Genomic DNA, 19,837 nt, shown 5'->3' with positions numbered 1-19,837 from the left:
AGTTATAAAAGAATTCTCATGATTACTCTAAAGACCTTAGGCGAAAATGTTTCAACAACTCTTTTCTCCTCTGCTGTAAAAACCTTTTTAAAGAAAATGATTAAGAACACAAGAACTATCAGGTCTAGGAAGGGAGGGTCAATGAAAAGCTCATAAGAAAAGATAATTGGTATAAGTGACAAAACAGCAATTTCTCTCCTAGTAGGGTGAAATACCTTATTAGATAGTACATAGTATAAAGTGAAGGCTGAAGAAATTGATGCTACTATAAGCTGGGATATTGCACCACCCATTATTCCAATTCTAGGGATAAGTAAGAACGAAGTTGTTACTGTGGTTAAAGTGTTAATTACGGAAAGATATAGAAATGGTCTCAAGCTCTTTTTAAACGCTATTAGAAAGTAAGTTAAAGCGCTAATGGGTTGAGGTAATGTAGTAGCCAAAAGTATTATAGTCATTGCCTCTAATCCATTTGTGTAGTCTGGGAAAAACCTAGGAATGAAAAAGTAAGCAAAAGGAATTGAAACTGTGACTAGGAGGAAAGTAATAAACGCAGTAACCTTAAAAGATAACCTAGAGATTGTTAACTCATCTTTTCCTAAAGCTTTATAGTATGAGGCTGAAGGTAATAAAACGTTAGTTAATGCTCCCATTATCATATTAGGAACACCACCAACTAAAGCTGCAAATTGATAAATACCAAGGTAATATGAACCTAGTAGATAAGCTGTAGAAACCCTATCACCTTGCCCAGCTAAAAATCCTGCCATTGAGGAAAAGTAAAGTGTTAATCCCTCCTTGAAAATCTTCTTAAAAATTGAGAAAGAGAATGCGAATTGCAGTCCTCCTATACTTCTCGCAATAACTAAAGCATCAAACATAGAGGAGAAAATTGCACCAGCTAACCAAATCTCCACAAATAAGTAAATATTCTGTTGAAGAACAGCAATTATTGAGATTCCCCACCTAATTATCAAGAAAGTTATGCCAGAGATTGCCCCTTCAGTATACTTATTAAGCCCACTCATTATACTTGAGGCATATGAGGTAAAGAGATAGAGTATTAGGTAAGGTATTGTAAGCTTAACGTAGTTAGGAAAGATTAAAAGGATGAGAAAAACTGGAGAGACGACTAAAGGTGTGAGTAAGACAGTGCTAATGAGTTTTTTGTCTATTTCATGTTTTGCAAACATATAACTTACTTCCCTAGTTATTATATTCGCATTAATCAAGGCAAAGAATGATACCGTGACTACTTCAAGAAGTTGTATTATTGCTACTTTACCGAAAAACGCTGGGTTAGTAATCTTAGCAGTTATCACAAAGAATATGAGTGCAACAATGATGTTAACTGTAGCCACGCTGAGATTCTTAAGGGCGTTAATTATCGGATTCATTCACCTTTTTATTTTTATAATAGGTTTTAAAAACTTTCTAGCAATGCTTAGAGTGTGGTCAATAATTTCATGCATTTGAGATATTTGCATTTATAATTATCACTCCCCTATCCACTAAATACACTTGAGTATAAAGAATGTTGTAGATTAGGAAGAAGGTAGAGAGCCAACTCGTTAACCTATTTGAACTCCAAGGAAAATGAAAGTCCATAGAGGAGAGTCTATACTTCAATGTCTTGCTCAGCGTAATCCCTCCTACCAAACCATCTTGTGCCCAACATTAAACTAGTCAAAGGCACTATAAGCTGGTAAACCATCATGCAAGTAAATCACTCGATCAACCCTCCTAAAGTACTTACTCGCGATCTCCTCATGTTAACACGTGAAAACCACTCCTCAAGCCATGAAGAAGGGAATAGCCTTTGTCACAACATCCCTAACGATCCAAACGTAATAATAATTACCCCTAACACAAACAACCTTAGTCCCGTAAAGACTCAAGAACACTACATACTTAACCCTACTAAGCCTCTTATAATAGTACAACAAGGTAAAGTGCGGTAATGTAGTCCTCCAAGAGGATAAGCTAGCAAGATAACTCGCTAAGCCTAACGCGATCTCCTCCCTAACGTGAAATCTTGGCTTAAGATTAATATTATACTCCATTAGGATCAAAATAACCTGGGTTAGACGGGAATAGTCCATCTGTTAGGCATGTGCTCACCAATAAAATCCTGTGCTCATCCAAAAAGGTGTTACGCTAAATAAAAACAATTTATTTCTATAATAGAAGCAACTTATACGATTAATTTCAAATTAATTAAATTGTTGACCACACTCTACTAAGTTATAGGCTAGTGTTAAATTTGTGAAAATTCTAAAGCTAACTCACTAATCATTTGGCATAAGTTTTATAGTTAAAATCTAAAATATCCTATTGTGTTAAAGTTCCTCAGTGAAAGAAATGCCAAGTTTGTTGATTACATTATATTAGCACTACTAGATTTAATCTTAATTATTGATTTTACGAGGTTGGGGAATATATACGCTATTGATAGTAATATCTTTCCGTTTAATAATCAGTTGGTAGAATTAAGATATTTAGAATTTTCAGTATATGGCTTTTCTCCATGGACATATACAATAGGAGGATTTTCTCTAGAAACATTTTTAGTTAATTTTCCAATATATTTGTTTTCTAATCTTCCTTATTCCAGCATATTTTACGAATTTTTCTTTCTTTACATTGGATCAATACTTATTTACGAAGTGGTAATAGATATTATAGGAGAATTTTCAAAAATTGCAAGATTAGCCTCGATTATAGCTACCTTATATTTCGCGTTAGGACCAAATTCCGGGGGAATATCTGACGATTTGTTTGAACAAATCTATATATATTATATAGCAATTCCATTATTCATTTTCTTGCTCATAAAATTTTTTAACTCTAAGAATTTCTTAAGAACATTAGAGTTCTTTTTGCTTTTAATTCCTTCCTTGGTTCTAATATATTATTATGCTATACCAGTTTATGCATTATCTACAGCAATATTTATAGGCACAATCCTTGTGTTTTATTCTATAAAAAGTTTAATGGAAAAGAAATTTTTTAAAGTTTCACTTCTTGGTATTACCCTAGCTTTAGGAGTTCTTCTAAAACATAATGAAATACTTACTATATATAAGTCATTTGCATCAAGTAAGTCATTCATTTTTATTTCATATTATTATTGGGTATCAAACTCTTACGGTTCTCCATTATTTGCTACATTAAGAGGTATAAATTATATCTTTGGTTCTCCACCTATTTATATTGATATTGCGTCTTTTGCTATCCCAATACTATATTTATTCTCCCTTATGAATAGGAAGACAAGTAAAAACAGTGAAATTTTGCTTTTTCTTTCATTATCTTTCATTTTTGCCTTCTTATATTCTATGCCAAATGTACCTTTTCAGCATTTTTGGGAAAAGTTATTTTTCGAATTTCCAATTTTAACAGATATAAGAACACAATATATATTAGTATCACCGTTTGAAGGGTTAGCTTTTTCATATGCTGTAGGCTTTGGCAGTTATGCATTATTTGACATGGTCAGAAATAAGAGAAGAGTTTACAAACTATTATCAATTATTCTAGTAGCTTTAGCTATTATAGTTGTCCCTTTTAATGTTTTAACAGAGGGTGGAGGTCAATCTATAGTTCACGTGCCAACAGAATTTCTAAGCGTTACTAATTATTTAAATGGAAATAGCAACTACAATATGTCTGTAATAATATTTCCAATATTTCTTCTTGAAAATGCAGAGGCATGGTATCATGGACCAAGTATATTTCCATTATTTCTAAAGCCTATAGTTATTTTAGGTGGAATTTATTATAGTCCGTCATCAATCATGTACGCACTAATAAATGATTTCTACTATAATGTTTACTATGGGAATGTAGCACCTAAAGCTATTAGTTATTTTAACAATTTTATTTATCTTTTTAATGTTCATGATATAATAGTGGAAAAGACAGCTACTAGTTCTGGACCTTTAGTTCCAGAGCCTAGTGGTTTCTCAATTGACCAGCTAAATAAAGGTTTGGAAGAATACGCTAAATCTGGTTTAATAAAACTTTTATATAATAATTCTTTATATGAAATCTATTCTACAAATATTAAATCTTCCATGTTATTTGTTAGTGAAAGTTATTATAATATTACGCAACTATTATATTCCAATAATGCTTCATATTTCCTTAAACCAATTCCCGTTAAGTATATATCACCTATTGAGTATGTTGCATATATAAATTCTAGTTATATTGGGAAAAGCGTATATTTGTATCTCATTCTACCTTATTCTCAAGGTTGGCAGATTGAAGAAGGAGGAAAGATTCTTAATGTATCCAACTACTTTGGTTATATATTATTTAAGGTAAATATTACTAATACTAAGTTAATATTTTATAATGGATTTGTACAACAAACCTTAGATAATGGTATTAAACAGATAGAGATGATGTTAGTATTACCTGTGTTTTTTTCCTTTATTATATATATATTAGGGGAAAAATATTTAATGAAAAAAGTAATATAGGAAAGCTTTTCTTTAGATTTAATGAAAGACATTGTAATATCTAGACATGATCAATTTTTTAAGCCTATAACTTTGTTTATCCTTAATGACAATTGTTGTTATTGGAGAACTTATAAATCAAGGAGGTGGAAGTGTTAGAAACGAAGAATTATTAAAAAGATTTAAAAGTAAAATAGATTTTATTTTTATACCGTCAATTAGATGGAACATCTACCCTGCATTAGTTAACCTTAACTATTGCAGAAGGCTAAAGGAGAAGATATTCGAGTTAAATTTGAATATACCTGATTTTATACTTAAATTATTAGAAGAAAGAAAAAAATATTCAGTTTTAAATTTAATAAATTTTATATCCCAAAGATTTGGAAATGTTGAATTAGCCTACTCTCAAGCTGAAATTATTGAGGACTTACTCTTATTAAGTAAATTAAAGAGCAAACATAAAGGTTTTATCATTCAAGGTTTTTGGTTTCAGCACGATATTATTAAAGATTTTAAATTCGAAAGATCTGCTAATCCAGATTTAAGTGTAGCTACTGTACTTATAAATACCATTAAAAGATCTTTATTAAGGAATATTTATTTTCATTATATTATTAAGAGGATTACTTTTATAAATACTATTAATCCTATGAACCCTGAATACACTATTTTAACGAGGAAGAAGAATATATTGAAAAATGTAATCTTTCCAGGTAATGCAGTGACAGTTCCCATAATAGATTCTTCTAAAAAAGAGGATTATTTTATTTATGCAGCTAGACTGAGCCCGCCAAAAGGATTTCTTCTTCTTCCATTTATATGGAAAGAGGTAGTAAAGAAAGAAAAAGTAAAACTATTGATAACTGCAGATAGAAATACCAATGATCGTAATGTCATCCGTTTAACTAAATTAATTAAAAAATTCAATTTAGATAAATATATAGAATTCATAGGATATCTAAATAAAGAGAATTACTATCCAAAAATTTCCAAATCTAAAGGAGTAATCATCCCTTCATTAGGAGATTCATATTCGATGGCTATACTTGAAGCGCTATCTTTAAAAACTGTTTATATAGGACTAAAGTTACCCACACTAGAATATCTTTACAAAGACATTGAGCCAGTATTTTTAGAGGAAAATGTTAATGGAATAGCACAACGAATACTTAGGATTTTAAACATGAAAGAAGAGGAATATAATTCTATGTTTGACAATGAAAAAGTAAGAGAATTTCTTAAACTTCATCAGAGCTGGGACTTAGTAGCTAAATTAGAATTAGATACGTTTCTAAAACTCATCAAGTAAATTTTTGTAGTAATTATGTAATGCTTGATTTCTTGAATATTTTTTCTAATAAATTTTATACTCTTTATTTCAATTGATATAGATACAGAATATGTACCTCTAACACTTCTTAACTCTTTGTACAAATTCAACCAGTACATTGGACAAGTACGTAGAAAGATTTTAATCTACTTAAACTTGAGGAAATATGTATGCATTATAATAGTGACTTTGAGGAGCTATACTACAGTAATGATTATGAAAAAATCTTAAGTTTTTATTACAAATTCGAAGACGTGGAAGATATAGTAGAGTGGCTTAAGAATAGACCAGAGGCAGAGAGGAAAATATACGAATTTGAAGGAGATTCAGAAGTAGTTTTTGTTATTCCTACATCTGATGTAAATAACCAGTTTAGTAATTATATAAAAAGAACCTTTAAGAAATATCATTTAATTTTTGTGGAAAGCAGAGGAAGGTATTTTAATTTCTCTAAAAGCGTTAATGAAGGTGTAAAGATTGCAATGAAATATAAGCCGAAATATGTAATTATCTCAAATGATGACATTAAAGTGGATAATGTTGATTCATTGATGTCCGAAATTCTCAATGAAGATAATAGAAAGGTAAAAGCTATGATTGCAGGAGAAGGTAAAAATCAAATAGTAAAAGTAGTAAAATTGTCATGGATATTACCAAATATGATTCGTTTAATAAAAGGTAGTAATGAAGTCGTTAAATTATTTTACGATAGAATATCTATTTTAAATAGATTTAGATTGCCATTTTATTTATACATAGGGGAAAATAATTTAAAAACTAAAATGATTTTCAGTCTTTCAAAAACTGTTTTGGAAATTTATCCAAAAGGAAAATGGGGAATTTTTATGACTATTAGCTCACGATTTATTAATACTGACTATCTGCTAGATCCTCTATATATAAATGGAGTTGAGGACATAGATCTTTTAATAAGACTATATAAAAGTGAAGGGGAGATAAAAATCTTGAAGAATAAGGTCAAGGATCTAGGTAGTAAGAGTCTAGGAACTAGTAGAATTAGACATTATAGAAATATTATTAATTTTATATATTTTAATTATAAAATACTTAATAAGCTTTTAATAATATAAAAAAGTTGAATTCTATAAGCTATATCACATCAGTTTTGTTTCACATTTAAAGGAAATTTATTCCCAACAACCTAAATGTTGAATTTGATATAACTTATTAGTTAGAAAGTATAAGTGATCATATATATCAAATTAACTAAATCTACGGCCATATCAAGGCAACATTCCCTTTCTAACTTAATTATACACAGCCAAAAATAACTAGAGAAGTCTTGATTGAATTTGCCTACTAAAAATTTTTTGAGTCCGTTGTTAATTATTATGATCTAGAATGTGTAAAAATTAATACCTTAAGCAATATAATATGATATTACTCAATTTAGTAGTAAGTTACAAATACTTTAATGATACGAGATACTTATTAAAACTTACTACAGTTAGTTAAGCATTAATACTTGATTTCTCTTTCTTAATTTCAATGAAGCTTTCAGTTATCATTCCTACTTTCAATTCTTCACGTACTATTCACCTTGTCGTTAGAAGTGCATTAAAGATCGCTGATGAGGTAATCGTGGTAGATTCCTTTTCCTCCGATAATACGGCTGAGATTGCTGAAAAAGAAGGAGCTAAGGTTATTCAAGTTAAGGGAAGTAGGTTAATTGCTAGAATTGATGGTTCTAAAATTGCTAAAGGTGATTACATAGTTAACCTAGACTCTGATATGTATTTTTCTGAGAACTTCAAAGGTTTTGAAGAGAAAGTTATTGCTTTAGGTGAGATTACAGTAGGTAAGGGTTTAGTTCATAAGATAATGTCGATCGATAGGGAAATAACTCACAAGAAGTGGAGGGAAAACTTAGATGTGATTAAAGGTGGGATCATTCCCAGAATGTATGAAAGAGAGTTGTTGTTAAAGGCTTATGAAAATATTCCTAGAAGTTTAGCGGAAAGGCTTAATGCTTTTGAGGATAGTGTAATCTATTATGAAGTAATGAAAATATACAAGGGCAAAGTACAATTTATTCCAAATGCAGTTTATCATATAGAGGACGATTCTCTTCCTCAGTTCATAAGGAAGTGGTATAAGTACGGGAAGAATGCTAAATTATTAAAAGGTACAAAATATGAGATAATCGCTAAGGAGAGAAAAACAAGGCCAGGGTTAACTACATCAGAAAAGATTAAACTACTTATTCCCACTTTAGTAAAAGGAATACCATTTACCTTGGGATATTATTTCTAGTAAATCTTTTATTCATTAAACAATAATAACTTTAACAATTATGTATTACTGATTTATTATGACATTTTTATCTAATCTATAATAAGACGAAAATTGAAAAGTATTAGTATTAATGTGCTTAATACTTTTAACAAAAACTATGGGTGAGGATATATGTTGAATTTATGTAAAAACAAGAGGAGTGTGGTCAACAATTTAATTAATTTGAAATTAATTGTATAAGTTGCTTCTACTACAGAAATAAATTGTTTTTATTTAGCGTAATACCTTTTTGGGTGAGCACGGGATTTTTATTGATGAGCACATGATGAACATGGAATATCCCCTTGCTCATCCAGCTTATTTTAATCCTAATGGAGTATAATATTAATTTTAAGCCAAGATTTCATGTTAGGGAGGAGATCGCGTTAGGCTTAGCGAGTTATCTAGCTGGCTTATCCTCTTGGAGTATACCACACTCCACCTTGCTTTACTATTATAAGAGGCTTGGTAGGGTTAAGTATGTAGTATCCTTGAGTCTTTACGCCATTGACGAGACTTTTGCGTTAGGGGTAATTATTATTACGTTTAGATCGTTAGGGATGTTGTAACTATTCCTTTCTTCATGGTCACTAGCTTGAGGAGTGGTTTTCACGTGTTAGTTGTCCTAGTTAACATGAGGGGGATTGAGGAGATTAGTAAGTACTTTAAGAGGGTTGATCGAGTAGTTTACTTGCATGATGGTTTACCAGCTTATAATGCATTTGACTGGTTTAATGTTGGGCACAAGTGGGTTACGTTTGGTAGGAGGGATTACGCTGAGCAAGGACATTAAAGCATAGGCTCTCCTCTATGGACCTTCATTTCCCTTGGAGTTCAAATAGGTTAACGAGTTGGCTCTCTACCTTCTTCCTAATCTACAACATTCTTTATACTCACAAGTGTATTTAGTGGATAGGGGAGTGATAATAAATGCAAATATTTCAAATGCATGAAATTGTTGACCACACTCAAAATTGAGGAAGTTGCTAAAAATAATTTAGATAGGACGAAGAGTCTGATGAAAATCTTAAATTCCCTTAAAGTCTCATGAAATGCTGTAAATATATTAAAGTTATAACAGATTACCTTATATGACTAATGATTTAGATGAACTTTTTATTAGTAAGGATCCAAATTCTATAAAATCTTTCCTAGATAGTTTTGATTCCGTTGAAGATATAATTAAATGGAGTAGAAATAGACCAAGGGCTCAGACTAATATTCATGTTATAGATGGAGATCCAAGAGTAGCTGTGGTTATACCTACTGCTGACATTAAGGGAAAATATGCTAACGAAGCAAGGAAAATCTTTGATGGTTTATCAATTGTATTTGTAGAGAGTAGGGGTCAGTATTTTAACTTTGCACATTCTGTCAATATGGGAATACGTGAAGCTCTAAAATTAGATCCAGAATGGATAGTAGTATCTAACGACGACATGATTATGATAGATAAAAGCGATGTTTTGGTTAGGGAATTGGAAAAGGTTAAAGGTGTAGAGGTTGTCTTTACTCCTCAATCAGATTATCATTCTATTCCAGTATATATATGTAAGTTAATAAGTCATATGTTATATAGTGTATACGCCGGAATAAGCTACAACCCCTTAGAATTGCGTTATATATTTTACTTATCAAATATTAGAAGGAGATTTGGAATAAAATACGATATATTTGGTGACATTGGAAGAAAAGGAATAGAAAAGAAGTTAAAATTAATATGTAGGAAAATATATAAAATAGTTAATGGAGGTAGTTTTATTGTTTTCTCTAGCAGTTTTGTTAAAAAAATCGGAGCTGAACTATTGGACGAAACATATATAAATGGCTATGAAGATGTAGATTTATATTTCAGAATATTTTATCAGATAAAACCAAGATTTGGGGAAATAAATTATAAGATAGGAGATATTATACGTGGATCTCTAGAAAGAGACCTTGCAATTAATTTTAAAAACGGTATTATAAATCTTTCTTATTTCAACTATAAATTTTATACATTATTGAAATAGATAATAAAAATTAGGTTAACTGTCAAATCATTTTTAATTCATGACCAGTATCTGTTAATCTCCATATTAGATAAAACTTTGAGATTAATAAATTTGGTTAATTAATTTATAATCTTATAAAAGAAGATAAAGTTAACAACTTATAGCTGATATAATATTGTTGGGAGTGTTCTCATGCAGTCATCCTATTCGATATTCAGTTGTAAAATTATATCAGATCATCTCTAATATACTGTATTCCCTTCAAGTAGATCTCGTTTAAGGGCGTTATCTCCCTTGAGAACACGTGAGGATACATAACGTTCAACAAGGCCAAACTGTAATCCACCATCCTCTGACTCCTATTAACCCTAGTATCCCTAGCTAACCTAGCAAGAGCTACACCAAGAATTTTGACCCTCCACAATGTAAGTGTACTTCTTACTAGCTACGCGCTTATCAAGAACTTGATAAACACAGTAGTGATCAGTATAATTTACCCCACTCCTAGGTAACCAGCTCAAGAGGAGACGGAAGGTCTTGTAATCCCTATCCCCAGACTCGTAAAAAGGTACCCCATCAGAAAGAGCAGTCCAAATCCAGAGATCCGCTCTAACCTTCCCATGCCTAACACGAAGATAAGTCCAGAACTCGTCAAACACTGTAGACTTAGCCATGAAACCCTTGAGTTGACCCCTCAATATTATTAAGCTCGTGAAGGCCTTTGCTCCAATCCTCTTCATTAGGCTGTAGACCGTAGTTAATGGCTTTCCCTCAACTCTTGATATTGCCCTCATGCTCATCTTGTTCAAGTACTCCTTTAAGATTCTCTCCCTTTGTTCCTTATTCATTCTGTGCTTCAGCGTGTTGTAAAACGTTCTTCCACACGCTTTACACTTGTATTTTTCTTTCCCTCTGGATGAGCCGTTCTTGACTACTCTGTTGGAGTTGCATGATGGGCATGTTGGTCTCTTCTCCCTTCTCCTCCTTATTCCCACTTTCCTCAAGTAGTAGTATAGTGTTGATGGTGGGATTCCTATTTTCGTGATCTGAACTCCCAAGGAGTATGCTGCTAACGCTAGTGCAATATCCTTTAGCTCGTACTTTCTTTTAAGATTTAAATTTCTTAAAATCATAAGTATTAGTTGTGCGAGAACTGCGAGCTGCATGCTATTCGCTCGCTCAAAAAACTCGCAGTTCTCGCACATAAAGCTTCTTAGACTATTTTGTACGTTCCAGTTTCGTAGTTACCTCTAGATCAAGATGAGTAATTATAAAAATTACTAGTCTGATATAATTTTACAATTAGATATCGAATAAGATGACTGCATGAGAACACTCCCATTTATTTCATGCTCAAAACAAGTTACACAATTTATTTCAAATTAAGTAAATTGTTGTCCACACTCTTATCTGGCAAAGAATCTCCTATATCGTAACCATAAACATTAATTTCGCTGTTTTTAAGAAGAGTTATACAAAGTAAATTTCATAGAAAAATTTAAAGTATTAAATTTACCATTACTTAATATGATTGTTATTGGTTTTAACTGGCCTCCAGAACACGATCATGCTGTTGCAGTAATTCAAGATGGTAAACTTGTATTTGCTGTTGAAGAGGAAAGATTTACTAGACATAAACACTCTATTTTTGAACCACCAATTAATTCGCTGAAGGAGGCGTTTAAATTTCTTAAAAAACAAGGAATAAAACCAAAAGATGTTGATGCTTATGCTATTAACTATGACTCTAAACTTTTCGATTTTAGAATTAGAAGAGGAGTGTATTTTAGTTCTTTTGCTCATTCTTCTCATTTTGGAGTTTGGGAAGGAAAAGGCCCTCTAGGTTATATTATTCACTTTTTAAACGGAAATTACATGTATCTAGCTGAAAGATTGATAAGGAAAGTAATTAATGACCTAGGAGAAGAAATGCCAAATGATATAAAGATTTATCCCGTTAGGCATCATTTAACACATGCATCATCAGCATATTATTTCTCTAGTTTTTCTTCGGCCACTATACTAACAATCGACGCTTCTGGTGAGTACGAATCAACGGTAATTTGGAAAGTAAAAGATGGGAACTTTGAACCAATATTATCAATGTGGACATCATATGGCAGCTTAGGAAATCTTTATGAATCTATGATGCAGAGTATTAAATTTAGCCCGCTTGAAGGTCCAGGCAAAGGTATGGGTTTAGCACCTTACGGTAAAGAATCAAGTTATTATCATAAACTCAAAGAGTTTGTAAAAATTACACCGGATGGTGATGAACCTTACACAATATTATTAGATGGAAAGAAAATAAAGACGAAGTATTGGCAGAAAATAAGTCGTATTTATGACATTATTTCTGAGAGTGTTATTGGTTCCAAAACTTTGGACTGGAATCCTCGTGGTGAGTTGAATGAAAATGCTGTTAACATTGCTTGGGCTGTTCAAAAAGTCACGGAGGAGGCTGTTCTATCCACGGCTTATTGGGCTAAGAAGCATACGGGAGAAGACAAGGTTGCTTTGGCTGGTGGCGTTGCTTTGAACGCTAAGGCTAATATGGAGCTTCACTATTCTCATCTCTTCAACGACATTTTCATTTTTCCAGCAGCTAATGACGCTGGTGGTCCTATTGGTGCAGCTGCTTACGTTTATGAACACATTCTAGGTGGTAAGATGAAGAATGAGAGGCTTACTCACGTTTACTTTGGGCCGGAGTATTCAGACGATGAGGTTAAGAATATAGTTAGGAAGAGTAAGTTTAAGGCTGAATATGTGGACAACGATATGAATCCTATTGCTGATTTGGTCGCTAAGGGGGAAATTGTTACTTTCTATCAAGGTAGGGCTGAGTTAGGCCCAAGGGCTTTGGGTCACAGATCCATTTTAGCTGACCCAACTAGAAAAGAATACTGGCGTTTAGTTAATGACATTAAGGGTAGGGAGTGGTGGAGACCATTAGCACCTTCTTTACTTCTAGAAGACGCCTCAGAGTATTTCAGAGATCCTACTAAACACGAGTTTATGATTTTAATGCTTCGTTATAAGGATGAGGAGGTTTGTAAGAGGGTTCCAGTTACTTGTCATGTTGATTTAACAGCAAGACCTCAAACTGTTACTGGTGAGGAGGATAAGAATTGGTATAACGTGATCAAGGCTTTTAAGGACTTAAGGGGTGAGGGACTGGTGATGAATACTTCTTTCAATTTAGCTGGTGAGCCATTGGTTGAGACTCCTCAAGATGCTATTAGGAGTTTTGCTGTTGGTGGTTTTGATGCAATGTATTTACAAGGATGGTTAATAACAAAAAGATAGAGCGAGGAGGAAAAATTCTTTCTCACTTTTTAGCTATGAAATATTCGTATAGTTATTTTTTTAGAACTTATTTCTAAAGTTTCAAATTGGAAAGGCTTAATTGTGAAATGGTAATACCTATCCTTTAATTGAAAAAATTTAAAGGGAGTGACAAATGTATGAAAGAAACAAAAAGAAGAATAAATGTCTAATAGGTTTTATCAATTTTGTCTACTGTAATTCTAACGATGATTCGGTTCTATCTGGTATCTTTATTGGAAAATGTGGTTACAAGTCCTTTTATCTTTTACCCACATTTTTAATCTTAATCTTATTAGACTCTGGATTTATATTAGCCTCAAAGCTTTTTGCCTAGATAGGCTCTATTTAGTTACTTAAAACAACTGATGTAAAAGGACTGGTGTTAGAAAGCATTCATATTATAACATATTTAGACTATAATTTGCTATTTACTATAGGCAGTTAAACACACCTAATTCATTTTATGTTTTAAACTAGGTAATTTAATGACAGTTTAAGAATTGTTTAGTTTAAAATTCTTTTTAACAGCATCTATTAATAGATTAGAGCATTCGATTTCACTAAGCCTTCCACGGTTCATCTTCCTTAAAGGATTTGTCCTCAATTAGCAGAGCCCACCACCACTGGTTATTAATATACCACTCATATGTCCTTCTAAGTCCTTCCTCTAATGGAGTCGTGGCATAGCTCAGTTTAGTGCTTATCATACAATACCTCCTATCATGCCCCGGTCTATCAGAGACAAACTTAATCTTAATCTCCCTTCCCATTATTTTCTCCAACATCTTAACTAACTCTAAGTTTTTAACCCTATTTCCCCCCGGGGATGTTATAAACCTCACCTTTCCACTCCGCTTTCTCTATTATATTAAAGATTATCCTAGCAGTGTCCTCGACGTAAATCCAGTCCCTCTCTTGTTCACCATTACCGTAAATTGGTACATGGAGTCCTAAAAGAGTGCGTATAATGACCTTGGGAATTAACTTCTCTGGGTACTGTCTAGGTCCGTAGTTGTTAGAAGGTCTGATTATCACTGCTTCTACACCATAAGTCCTTACGTAAGACTTTACGAAAAGATCTGCTGAGGCTTTTGAAGCACTATAAGGAGAAGAAGGATTTAAAGGGGCATTCTCGTCGCTACACTCCTCACCATATACCTCATCTGTTGAAATGTGAATATACTTGAAGTTGTACTTCCTAGACGCTTCTAGCACGTTATCCTATTATGTTTGTCGTTATAAACTCTTGTGGCTTATATATTGACCTATCTACATGCGTCTCGGTGCAAAGTTTATTACAATTTCTGGCTTGTACTTCTCAATTATCTCATGTAGCTTTTCATCTCTTACGTCTGCTCTTACAAATTCGTATGATGTATCCTTTAAGTTCTCCAACCTACCGGCGTATGTAAGTAAATCTACCACTACTGGTGTTATCCCCTTTTGTTAACTTCTCTTACGAAAGCTGAGCCTATGAAACCAGCACCTCCAATTATCATGATCATAATATCACCGATGAGTTTTCACCAATAATTAATTTTTGCCATCTCTTTCCCTTTTCTACGATGGAGTTATTTCCTATTATCGAATCCATTAACGCTACTCCCTTCACTTTCACATTGTCTAGCAACACACTGTATTCAATTTCGCTCTCTATTATCTCACAATTATCTCCAACAGAGGTAAATGAACCAACATATGAATTAATTACTTTACTACCCTTTCCTATATATGCTGGCCCTCTAATTACAGAGTTTTTAATTACTGCACCCTTTTCCACTATTACCCTTCCGTCCAAGGTAGAGTTCTCTATTTCACCTTCAACTCTCTTTTCAGCGTATTTGTCTAGTAAGAATGCATTTGCATCAAGTATGTCCTTTGGAGTACCCGTATCTTTCCACCAACCCTCAACAATTTCATAGTTGACATCTTTGCCTCTGTTAATTAGCCCTTGAAGTGCATCAGTTATTTCTAGCTCACCCCTCCAACTAGGTTTTAAACCCTCTATTACATCAAAGACATCCTTAGTGAAAGCGTACACACCTACGAGAGCTAGGTCTGAGATTGGCTCTTTTGGTTTTTCCACTAACTTAACCACCTTTCCATTCTCGACTACAGCAACACCAAAGCGATTAGGGTTCTCAACTTTAGCTAAAAGTATTGAGGCTGATCCATTAAACTCCATGAACCTCCTCAAGTCGTATGATACAATGTTGTCTCCTAGATAAACTAGGAACTTGTCTGAAACAACATCTTTAACCTTATAAACTGCATCAGCCAATCCCCTAGCCTTACCTTGATAAACGTAAGTTATTTCAACTCCAAATCTACTCCCGTCTCCGTAATATTCTGTAACTTTTGTAGGTATGTTGTCACCTAGCACGATTATGACGTGTTTTATCCCAGCATCTCTTATTTGTTCTAATACCCATTGTGAGACCGGTTTCCCTGCAACTTTTATTAATTGCTTTGGTCCAGTGTGTGTTAAAGGCCTTAAACGTGTACCTTGACCGCCGTGTAAAATTACTGCCTCCATTAATCTACCACCATCCCGTCTAGGTCTAATGTGTAAAAATCTGTTGAAAGGAGTTTCTTAGCTCTCGATATATCTAGGGAGGAATCATAAGGCCTTTTTGCTACCCACGTTGAGATTTGGTCTACTTCCCTTACCCTTTTTTCAAAACCGAACTTCTCTGCAATTTTTAAGGCTAGGTCATAACGCGATATTCTCTCCCCAGCTACGTTTAAGATCCCAGTTTTCCTTAACTCAACTAGTTCCTTGATTGCATTTGCCAACTTTCTAGCTGATATTGGGGAATAATAACCCTTAAATGCTAAGACTTCTTTCCCACTTTTTAGTGTTTTATAAACGTAGACTGGAAAAGCTTTATGTCTAAACACTCCGGAAGTCCTAATTATAAGAGCGTCATCATAAGACATGGCGTAAGCTTCTCCCATGAGTTTTGTTAGGCCGTAGTAGTTGATTGGGTTTGGTATATCGTTCTCATTGTAGTTCCCTTTTTCCCCATCAAATACGTAGTCTGTGCTAACGTGGATTAAATAAGCTTCAACTACCCTTGAAGGCCTTACAATGTGTTTTACAGCCTCTGCATTTATATTGTACGCCTTGTCCTTGTATTTTTCACAGCCATCAACGTCTGTAAAAGCTACGGTGTTTATTACAACATCTGGCTTAACCTTAAGAATTAAATCTTCAACGGCACTGAAATTTGTTACGTCCAACTTAATACCTCCAGGTATTTCGTGAGAAGAGTAAGTTTTGATTGCATCTGGAAATAGTTTAGATAGCTCGATACCTAATTGTCCAGAAGCTCCAATAATAAGCGTTTTCATAGAATACAGTTCTAATTGACTAATAAAAATCTTAATGAAGGGAAGAGTTATATAAAGGTATTAATGAAGGAACTTACACTGACTTACTATTAGCAAAGATCATCTCCATACTCAAAGTTAATTTTGGCATCTTTTAGATAGGGTAAGTTTCTATCCTTATCTGATACTATAATTTCAGAATCAGTGGGCCACTTGACATTTATTTCTGGGTCATCATAGCTAATACCAGCATCGTGTTCTTTTGAGAACTCTCTAGTTACCATGTAAACTACGTGGGATTCCTCTAATGCAAGAAAGCCGTGAGCAAAGCCTACTGGGATCCATAATAGTTTACTTGGTGTTAAAATAACTGAAACCCACTTCTTGTAGTATGGAGAGTTTTTTCTTAAGTCAACAGCTACGTCGAAAATCCTTCCAGAAGTCACAGTTACTAATTTACCCTGAGGGATTGGTTTTAGTTGAAAGTGTAAGCCCCTTAATACGCCCTTTTTTGAAAAGGAATGATTTACCTGGACGAAATTGCACGGTATGTGAGGTTCAAAGTCACTCCTCTTGTAGATTTCTTCAAAATAACCTCTATTATCTAGAAATTGTTTAGCCTCTACTAATATTACCTCTGGTATTTCTAAACGTTTGAACTCAAATGGCATGTGTTTATTCTTCTAATAGAAGGAGACTAAAAAATTAACTTATATAGTGGGTCTTATTGTCTTCACCCCTAGTGAGTTAAACTAAAACTCCCTCACTTATTAACTTCTTATACCAACTTACAGTAATGTATCTCGGATCATTTGGATCTAATTCACCAGATAAAATAGCCTTAGAAATTTCTACAGCAGCATCTTCAACCCTATATTTTGGAACGTAACCAAACTTCTCCTTAAGTTTCTTGAAGGAGACTCTATAGGACCTCTTATCTGGTGAACCGTACCATTCATAATTTAACTCTTTGTTTAAGGCCTTAGAAATCCTCACAGCTAAATCAAATATTTGATAATTTTGGTCATCACTACCCAAGTTAAATACTTCACCATTTATTGTTTCCTTTTCTAAGGCAATGGTAAAAGCGTTAGCTACATCCCAAACATGGACGAAAGGTCTCCATTGAGTACCGTCTTTCATTACAAATATCTTGTTCTTGGTAACTAGATCTCTAACAAAAGCATTTATTACAAGATCAAACCTCATTCTTCGAGTCTTTGCATAACCATATACTGTTGCTATTCTAAATACTGTAACTGTAAAGTTCTTATCAGCTAAAGGTAAAATATCTTTTTCACCTTTTAAGTTAGCTTTGGCATAAGTGGTTAAAGGATTAGTTGATGAGGTTTCATCAGCTATGTCTTCTCTGAAACCATAAACACTACATGAGGACGGTAAAATATAGCGTTTAACTCCCATTCTCTTAGCTAAGTTTGCTATCCTAAATCTTCCTAGATAATTTATAGACCAAGTCTTTATTGGATCTAGTTCACCAGATGGATCATTTGAGAGTGCGGCTAAGTCAATTACTGCATCAACTCCTCTTAAAACGTCTGGTTCAACAAATCTGATGTCATCATCTACTATTTTAAGTCCCTTATCTTCTTGCAATGTCTTTCCGAAAAAGAACCTATCTAGGGCTATTACTTCATAGCCTTTTGAGAGTAATAATGGGACAAGAACAGTTCCGATATATCCTCCAGCTCCAGTCACTAAAACTTTCATAGATAAAAGGAAAGACAGAAATTAAATAAGCTTAGCGGTTTAATGTACTTTGTGGAGCTCTTCAAGAAATTTCAATAGAATTATATCATAGAGTAATAAGAAATAAATGGGCCATTCAAGTCTCCTTTGTGATTTCAATTTGTTTCTATAGACCTTGATTAGAGTAATTGATTCTACATTTTAATGGGTAAGACTACCAAGTGAAGAGTAGAAGGTAATATCATGAAAAAATCAATTTAATAGAGCAAACCATGCTAGTCCCTAGCGTTCTAAATACGCGTTATCAAATAAATCGATCTCGGAGATAAAGTATAGTACTTTGCGTAAATTTACCTCAAATCACTTAAACCTTAAATACTAACGTAAATTCTTTTCAAATTTAAGTAATCGTAAATAGTTCAAGCGCGTATAATATAAATCCACCTTAGTCTTACATCGGAAGAATTTAATGTTGTCTACTATATATACGTTATTTTCAGAAAACAACTGCTGAAAATTCTCCCTCTATAATGAAATAATAGGAATTTTGACTCTCCACGTCTTTTTCACAGTTTTAACTGTATTGAGTTAGATAATGTTTCTGCTATTTTGAATATATTCGAAACGTTAACAATGTCCTCCCTGTGGTCATATAATCTTACAAATACTCCTTCACCTATCTGTGCTATCCACGAACCGGCGTATTTTCCTTGACAAATCCCATCTAACTCTGTCATAGTTAATGGAAAGATTTTGGTAGTTAGCTTTACCGGCCTTATCGTTTCTCTGCTTTGATAACCCAAAAGCTTTCCTATAATCGTTGGGGTAATTCTTGCTGGTGTATTTAGATAGCAAACATCATTTAACTTATAGAAGTTTAAATGTTTAAAATCTAATCCAATCCAACTAACGTTGTTAAGATCTGCATAGAATCCGCCAATTATGTCAAGCGTGCACAACTGTTTATCTCTTTCATATGGACCGTATTTCTTTAAGTAAAATTCAGGTATTAATGTATAGCTAACGTTCTTTTTTAGCAATTCTTTAGTCTCTTCTATTTCTTTCTCTTGCGAACTATCATAACAATGTAGCCTGTAAAAGAATGGGACGTCACCCAACCAGACTACGATTCCGCCTCTCTGCAAAAACCTTAGTAATTTACTATCTGTGGAATATGGGGTAATCTCATATGCAGTATAAGGAATAATATCGTGAGCGAAGACTAAAATATCACCCTTGCCAGCTACTTCTAACCATTCAGAAATAGTAAAATAATCAACTACGTCATAATCTGGTGGTTTACTTAAGATTACCTTTGTGTCTAAAAAGCTTGGACTAACGGTCCGATCGTAGTATATTACTTTTTTAACCATCTCGTT

The 19,837-nt window shown here is 33.3% G+C and carries 12 protein-coding genes and 4 pseudogenes; 7 read left to right on the top strand and 9 right to left on the bottom strand.

The window, feature by feature from the left end; translation table 11 throughout:
• Positions 1–2: 2 nt before the first annotated feature.
• Both GFS03_RS04055 and GFS03_RS04050 read right to left on the bottom strand, forming a co-directional pair.
• Positions 3–1,397, bottom strand: coding sequence for an oligosaccharide flippase family protein (locus GFS03_RS04055; RefSeq protein ID WP_153422626.1), 1,395 nt, complete (start codon positions 1,395–1,397; stop codon positions 3–5).
• A gap of 67 nt (positions 1,398–1,464) precedes the next feature.
• Positions 1,465–2,141, bottom strand: a pseudogene (locus tag GFS03_RS04050) (IS6 family transposase).
• A gap of 195 nt (positions 2,142–2,336) precedes the next feature.
• Between GFS03_RS04050 and GFS03_RS04045 the strand changes: the two are divergent.
• From GFS03_RS04045 to GFS03_RS04020, 6 genes and pseudogenes are all read left to right on the top strand, one after another.
• A complete protein-coding gene (locus tag GFS03_RS04045) occupies positions 2,337–4,487 on the top strand; it encodes a hypothetical protein (RefSeq protein ID WP_153422625.1) in 2,151 nt (716 codons plus the stop codon).
• 85 nt (positions 4,488–4,572) lie between these two features.
• Positions 4,573–5,778 carry a glycosyltransferase gene (locus GFS03_RS04040; protein WP_153422624.1) on the top strand — a complete coding sequence of 402 codons (1,206 nt, stop codon included), beginning with the start codon at positions 4,573–4,575 and terminating at the stop codon, positions 5,776–5,778.
• Between the two features lie 191 nt (positions 5,779–5,969).
• The gene (locus tag GFS03_RS04035) at positions 5,970–6,890 is read left to right on the top strand and encodes a hypothetical protein (protein ID WP_153422623.1); all 921 of its coding nucleotides are present in this window, start codon (positions 5,970–5,972) and stop codon (positions 6,888–6,890) included.
• A gap of 418 nt (positions 6,891–7,308) precedes the next feature.
• Positions 7,309–8,073, top strand: a complete 765-nt coding sequence (locus GFS03_RS04030; protein ID WP_153422622.1) for a glycosyltransferase — start codon at positions 7,309–7,311, stop codon at positions 8,071–8,073.
• Positions 8,074–8,426: 353 nt separating this feature from the next.
• Positions 8,427–9,047: pseudogene (locus GFS03_RS04025) on the top strand (IS6 family transposase).
• A gap of 138 nt (positions 9,048–9,185) precedes the next feature.
• Positions 9,186–10,106, top strand: coding sequence for a hypothetical protein (locus GFS03_RS04020; RefSeq protein ID WP_153422621.1), 921 nt, complete (start codon positions 9,186–9,188; stop codon positions 10,104–10,106).
• 208 nt (positions 10,107–10,314) lie between these two features.
• On the opposite strand, the pseudogene GFS03_RS04015 reads toward GFS03_RS04020, so the two are convergent.
• Positions 10,315–11,254, bottom strand: a pseudogene (locus GFS03_RS04015) (IS1 family transposase).
• Between the two features lie 361 nt (positions 11,255–11,615).
• Between GFS03_RS04015 and GFS03_RS04010 the strand changes: the two are divergent.
• A complete protein-coding gene (locus GFS03_RS04010; RefSeq protein ID WP_153422620.1) occupies positions 11,616–13,397 on the top strand; it encodes a carbamoyltransferase family protein in 1,782 nt (593 codons plus the stop codon).
• A gap of 581 nt (positions 13,398–13,978) precedes the next feature.
• Here the strand turns inward: GFS03_RS04010 and GFS03_RS04005 are convergent.
• The 6 genes and pseudogenes from GFS03_RS04005 to GFS03_RS03975 form a co-directional block, all read right to left on the bottom strand.
• A pseudogene (locus GFS03_RS04005) lies at positions 13,979–14,923 on the bottom strand (dTDP-glucose 4,6-dehydratase).
• Entirely contained in the window at positions 14,920–15,954 is a 1,035-nt protein-coding gene (locus GFS03_RS03995) for a glucose-1-phosphate thymidylyltransferase (protein ID WP_153422618.1), read from the bottom strand. The pseudogene GFS03_RS04005 and the gene GFS03_RS03995 overlap by 4 nt, the downstream one beginning before the upstream one ends.
• Positions 15,954–16,772 carry an SDR family oxidoreductase gene (locus GFS03_RS03990; RefSeq protein WP_153422617.1) on the bottom strand — a complete coding sequence of 273 codons (819 nt, stop codon included), beginning with the start codon at positions 16,770–16,772 and terminating at the stop codon, positions 15,954–15,956. The genes GFS03_RS03995 and GFS03_RS03990 overlap by 1 nt, the downstream gene beginning before the upstream one ends.
• Positions 16,773–16,861: 89 nt before the next feature.
• Positions 16,862–17,422, bottom strand: a complete 561-nt coding sequence (gene rfbC, locus GFS03_RS03985; protein ID WP_153422616.1) for a dTDP-4-dehydrorhamnose 3,5-epimerase — start codon at positions 17,420–17,422, stop codon at positions 16,862–16,864.
• A gap of 76 nt (positions 17,423–17,498) precedes the next feature.
• Positions 17,499–18,479 carry an NAD-dependent epimerase/dehydratase family protein gene (locus tag GFS03_RS03980; RefSeq protein ID WP_153422615.1) on the bottom strand — a complete coding sequence of 327 codons (981 nt, stop codon included), beginning with the start codon at positions 18,477–18,479 and terminating at the stop codon, positions 17,499–17,501.
• Between the two features lie 545 nt (positions 18,480–19,024).
• Entirely contained in the window at positions 19,025–19,831 is an 807-nt protein-coding gene (locus tag GFS03_RS03975; RefSeq protein WP_153422614.1) for a hypothetical protein, read from the bottom strand.
• Positions 19,832–19,837 lie beyond the last annotated feature (6 nt).

The sequence above is a fragment of the Sulfolobus sp. E5-1-F genome (genome assembly GCF_009601705.1).
Taxonomy (GTDB): domain Archaea; phylum Thermoproteota; class Thermoprotei_A; order Sulfolobales; family Sulfolobaceae; genus Saccharolobus.
The sequence above is the reverse complement of the archived record's forward strand: the minus strand, read 5'-3'. Positions and strand labels throughout refer to the sequence as shown.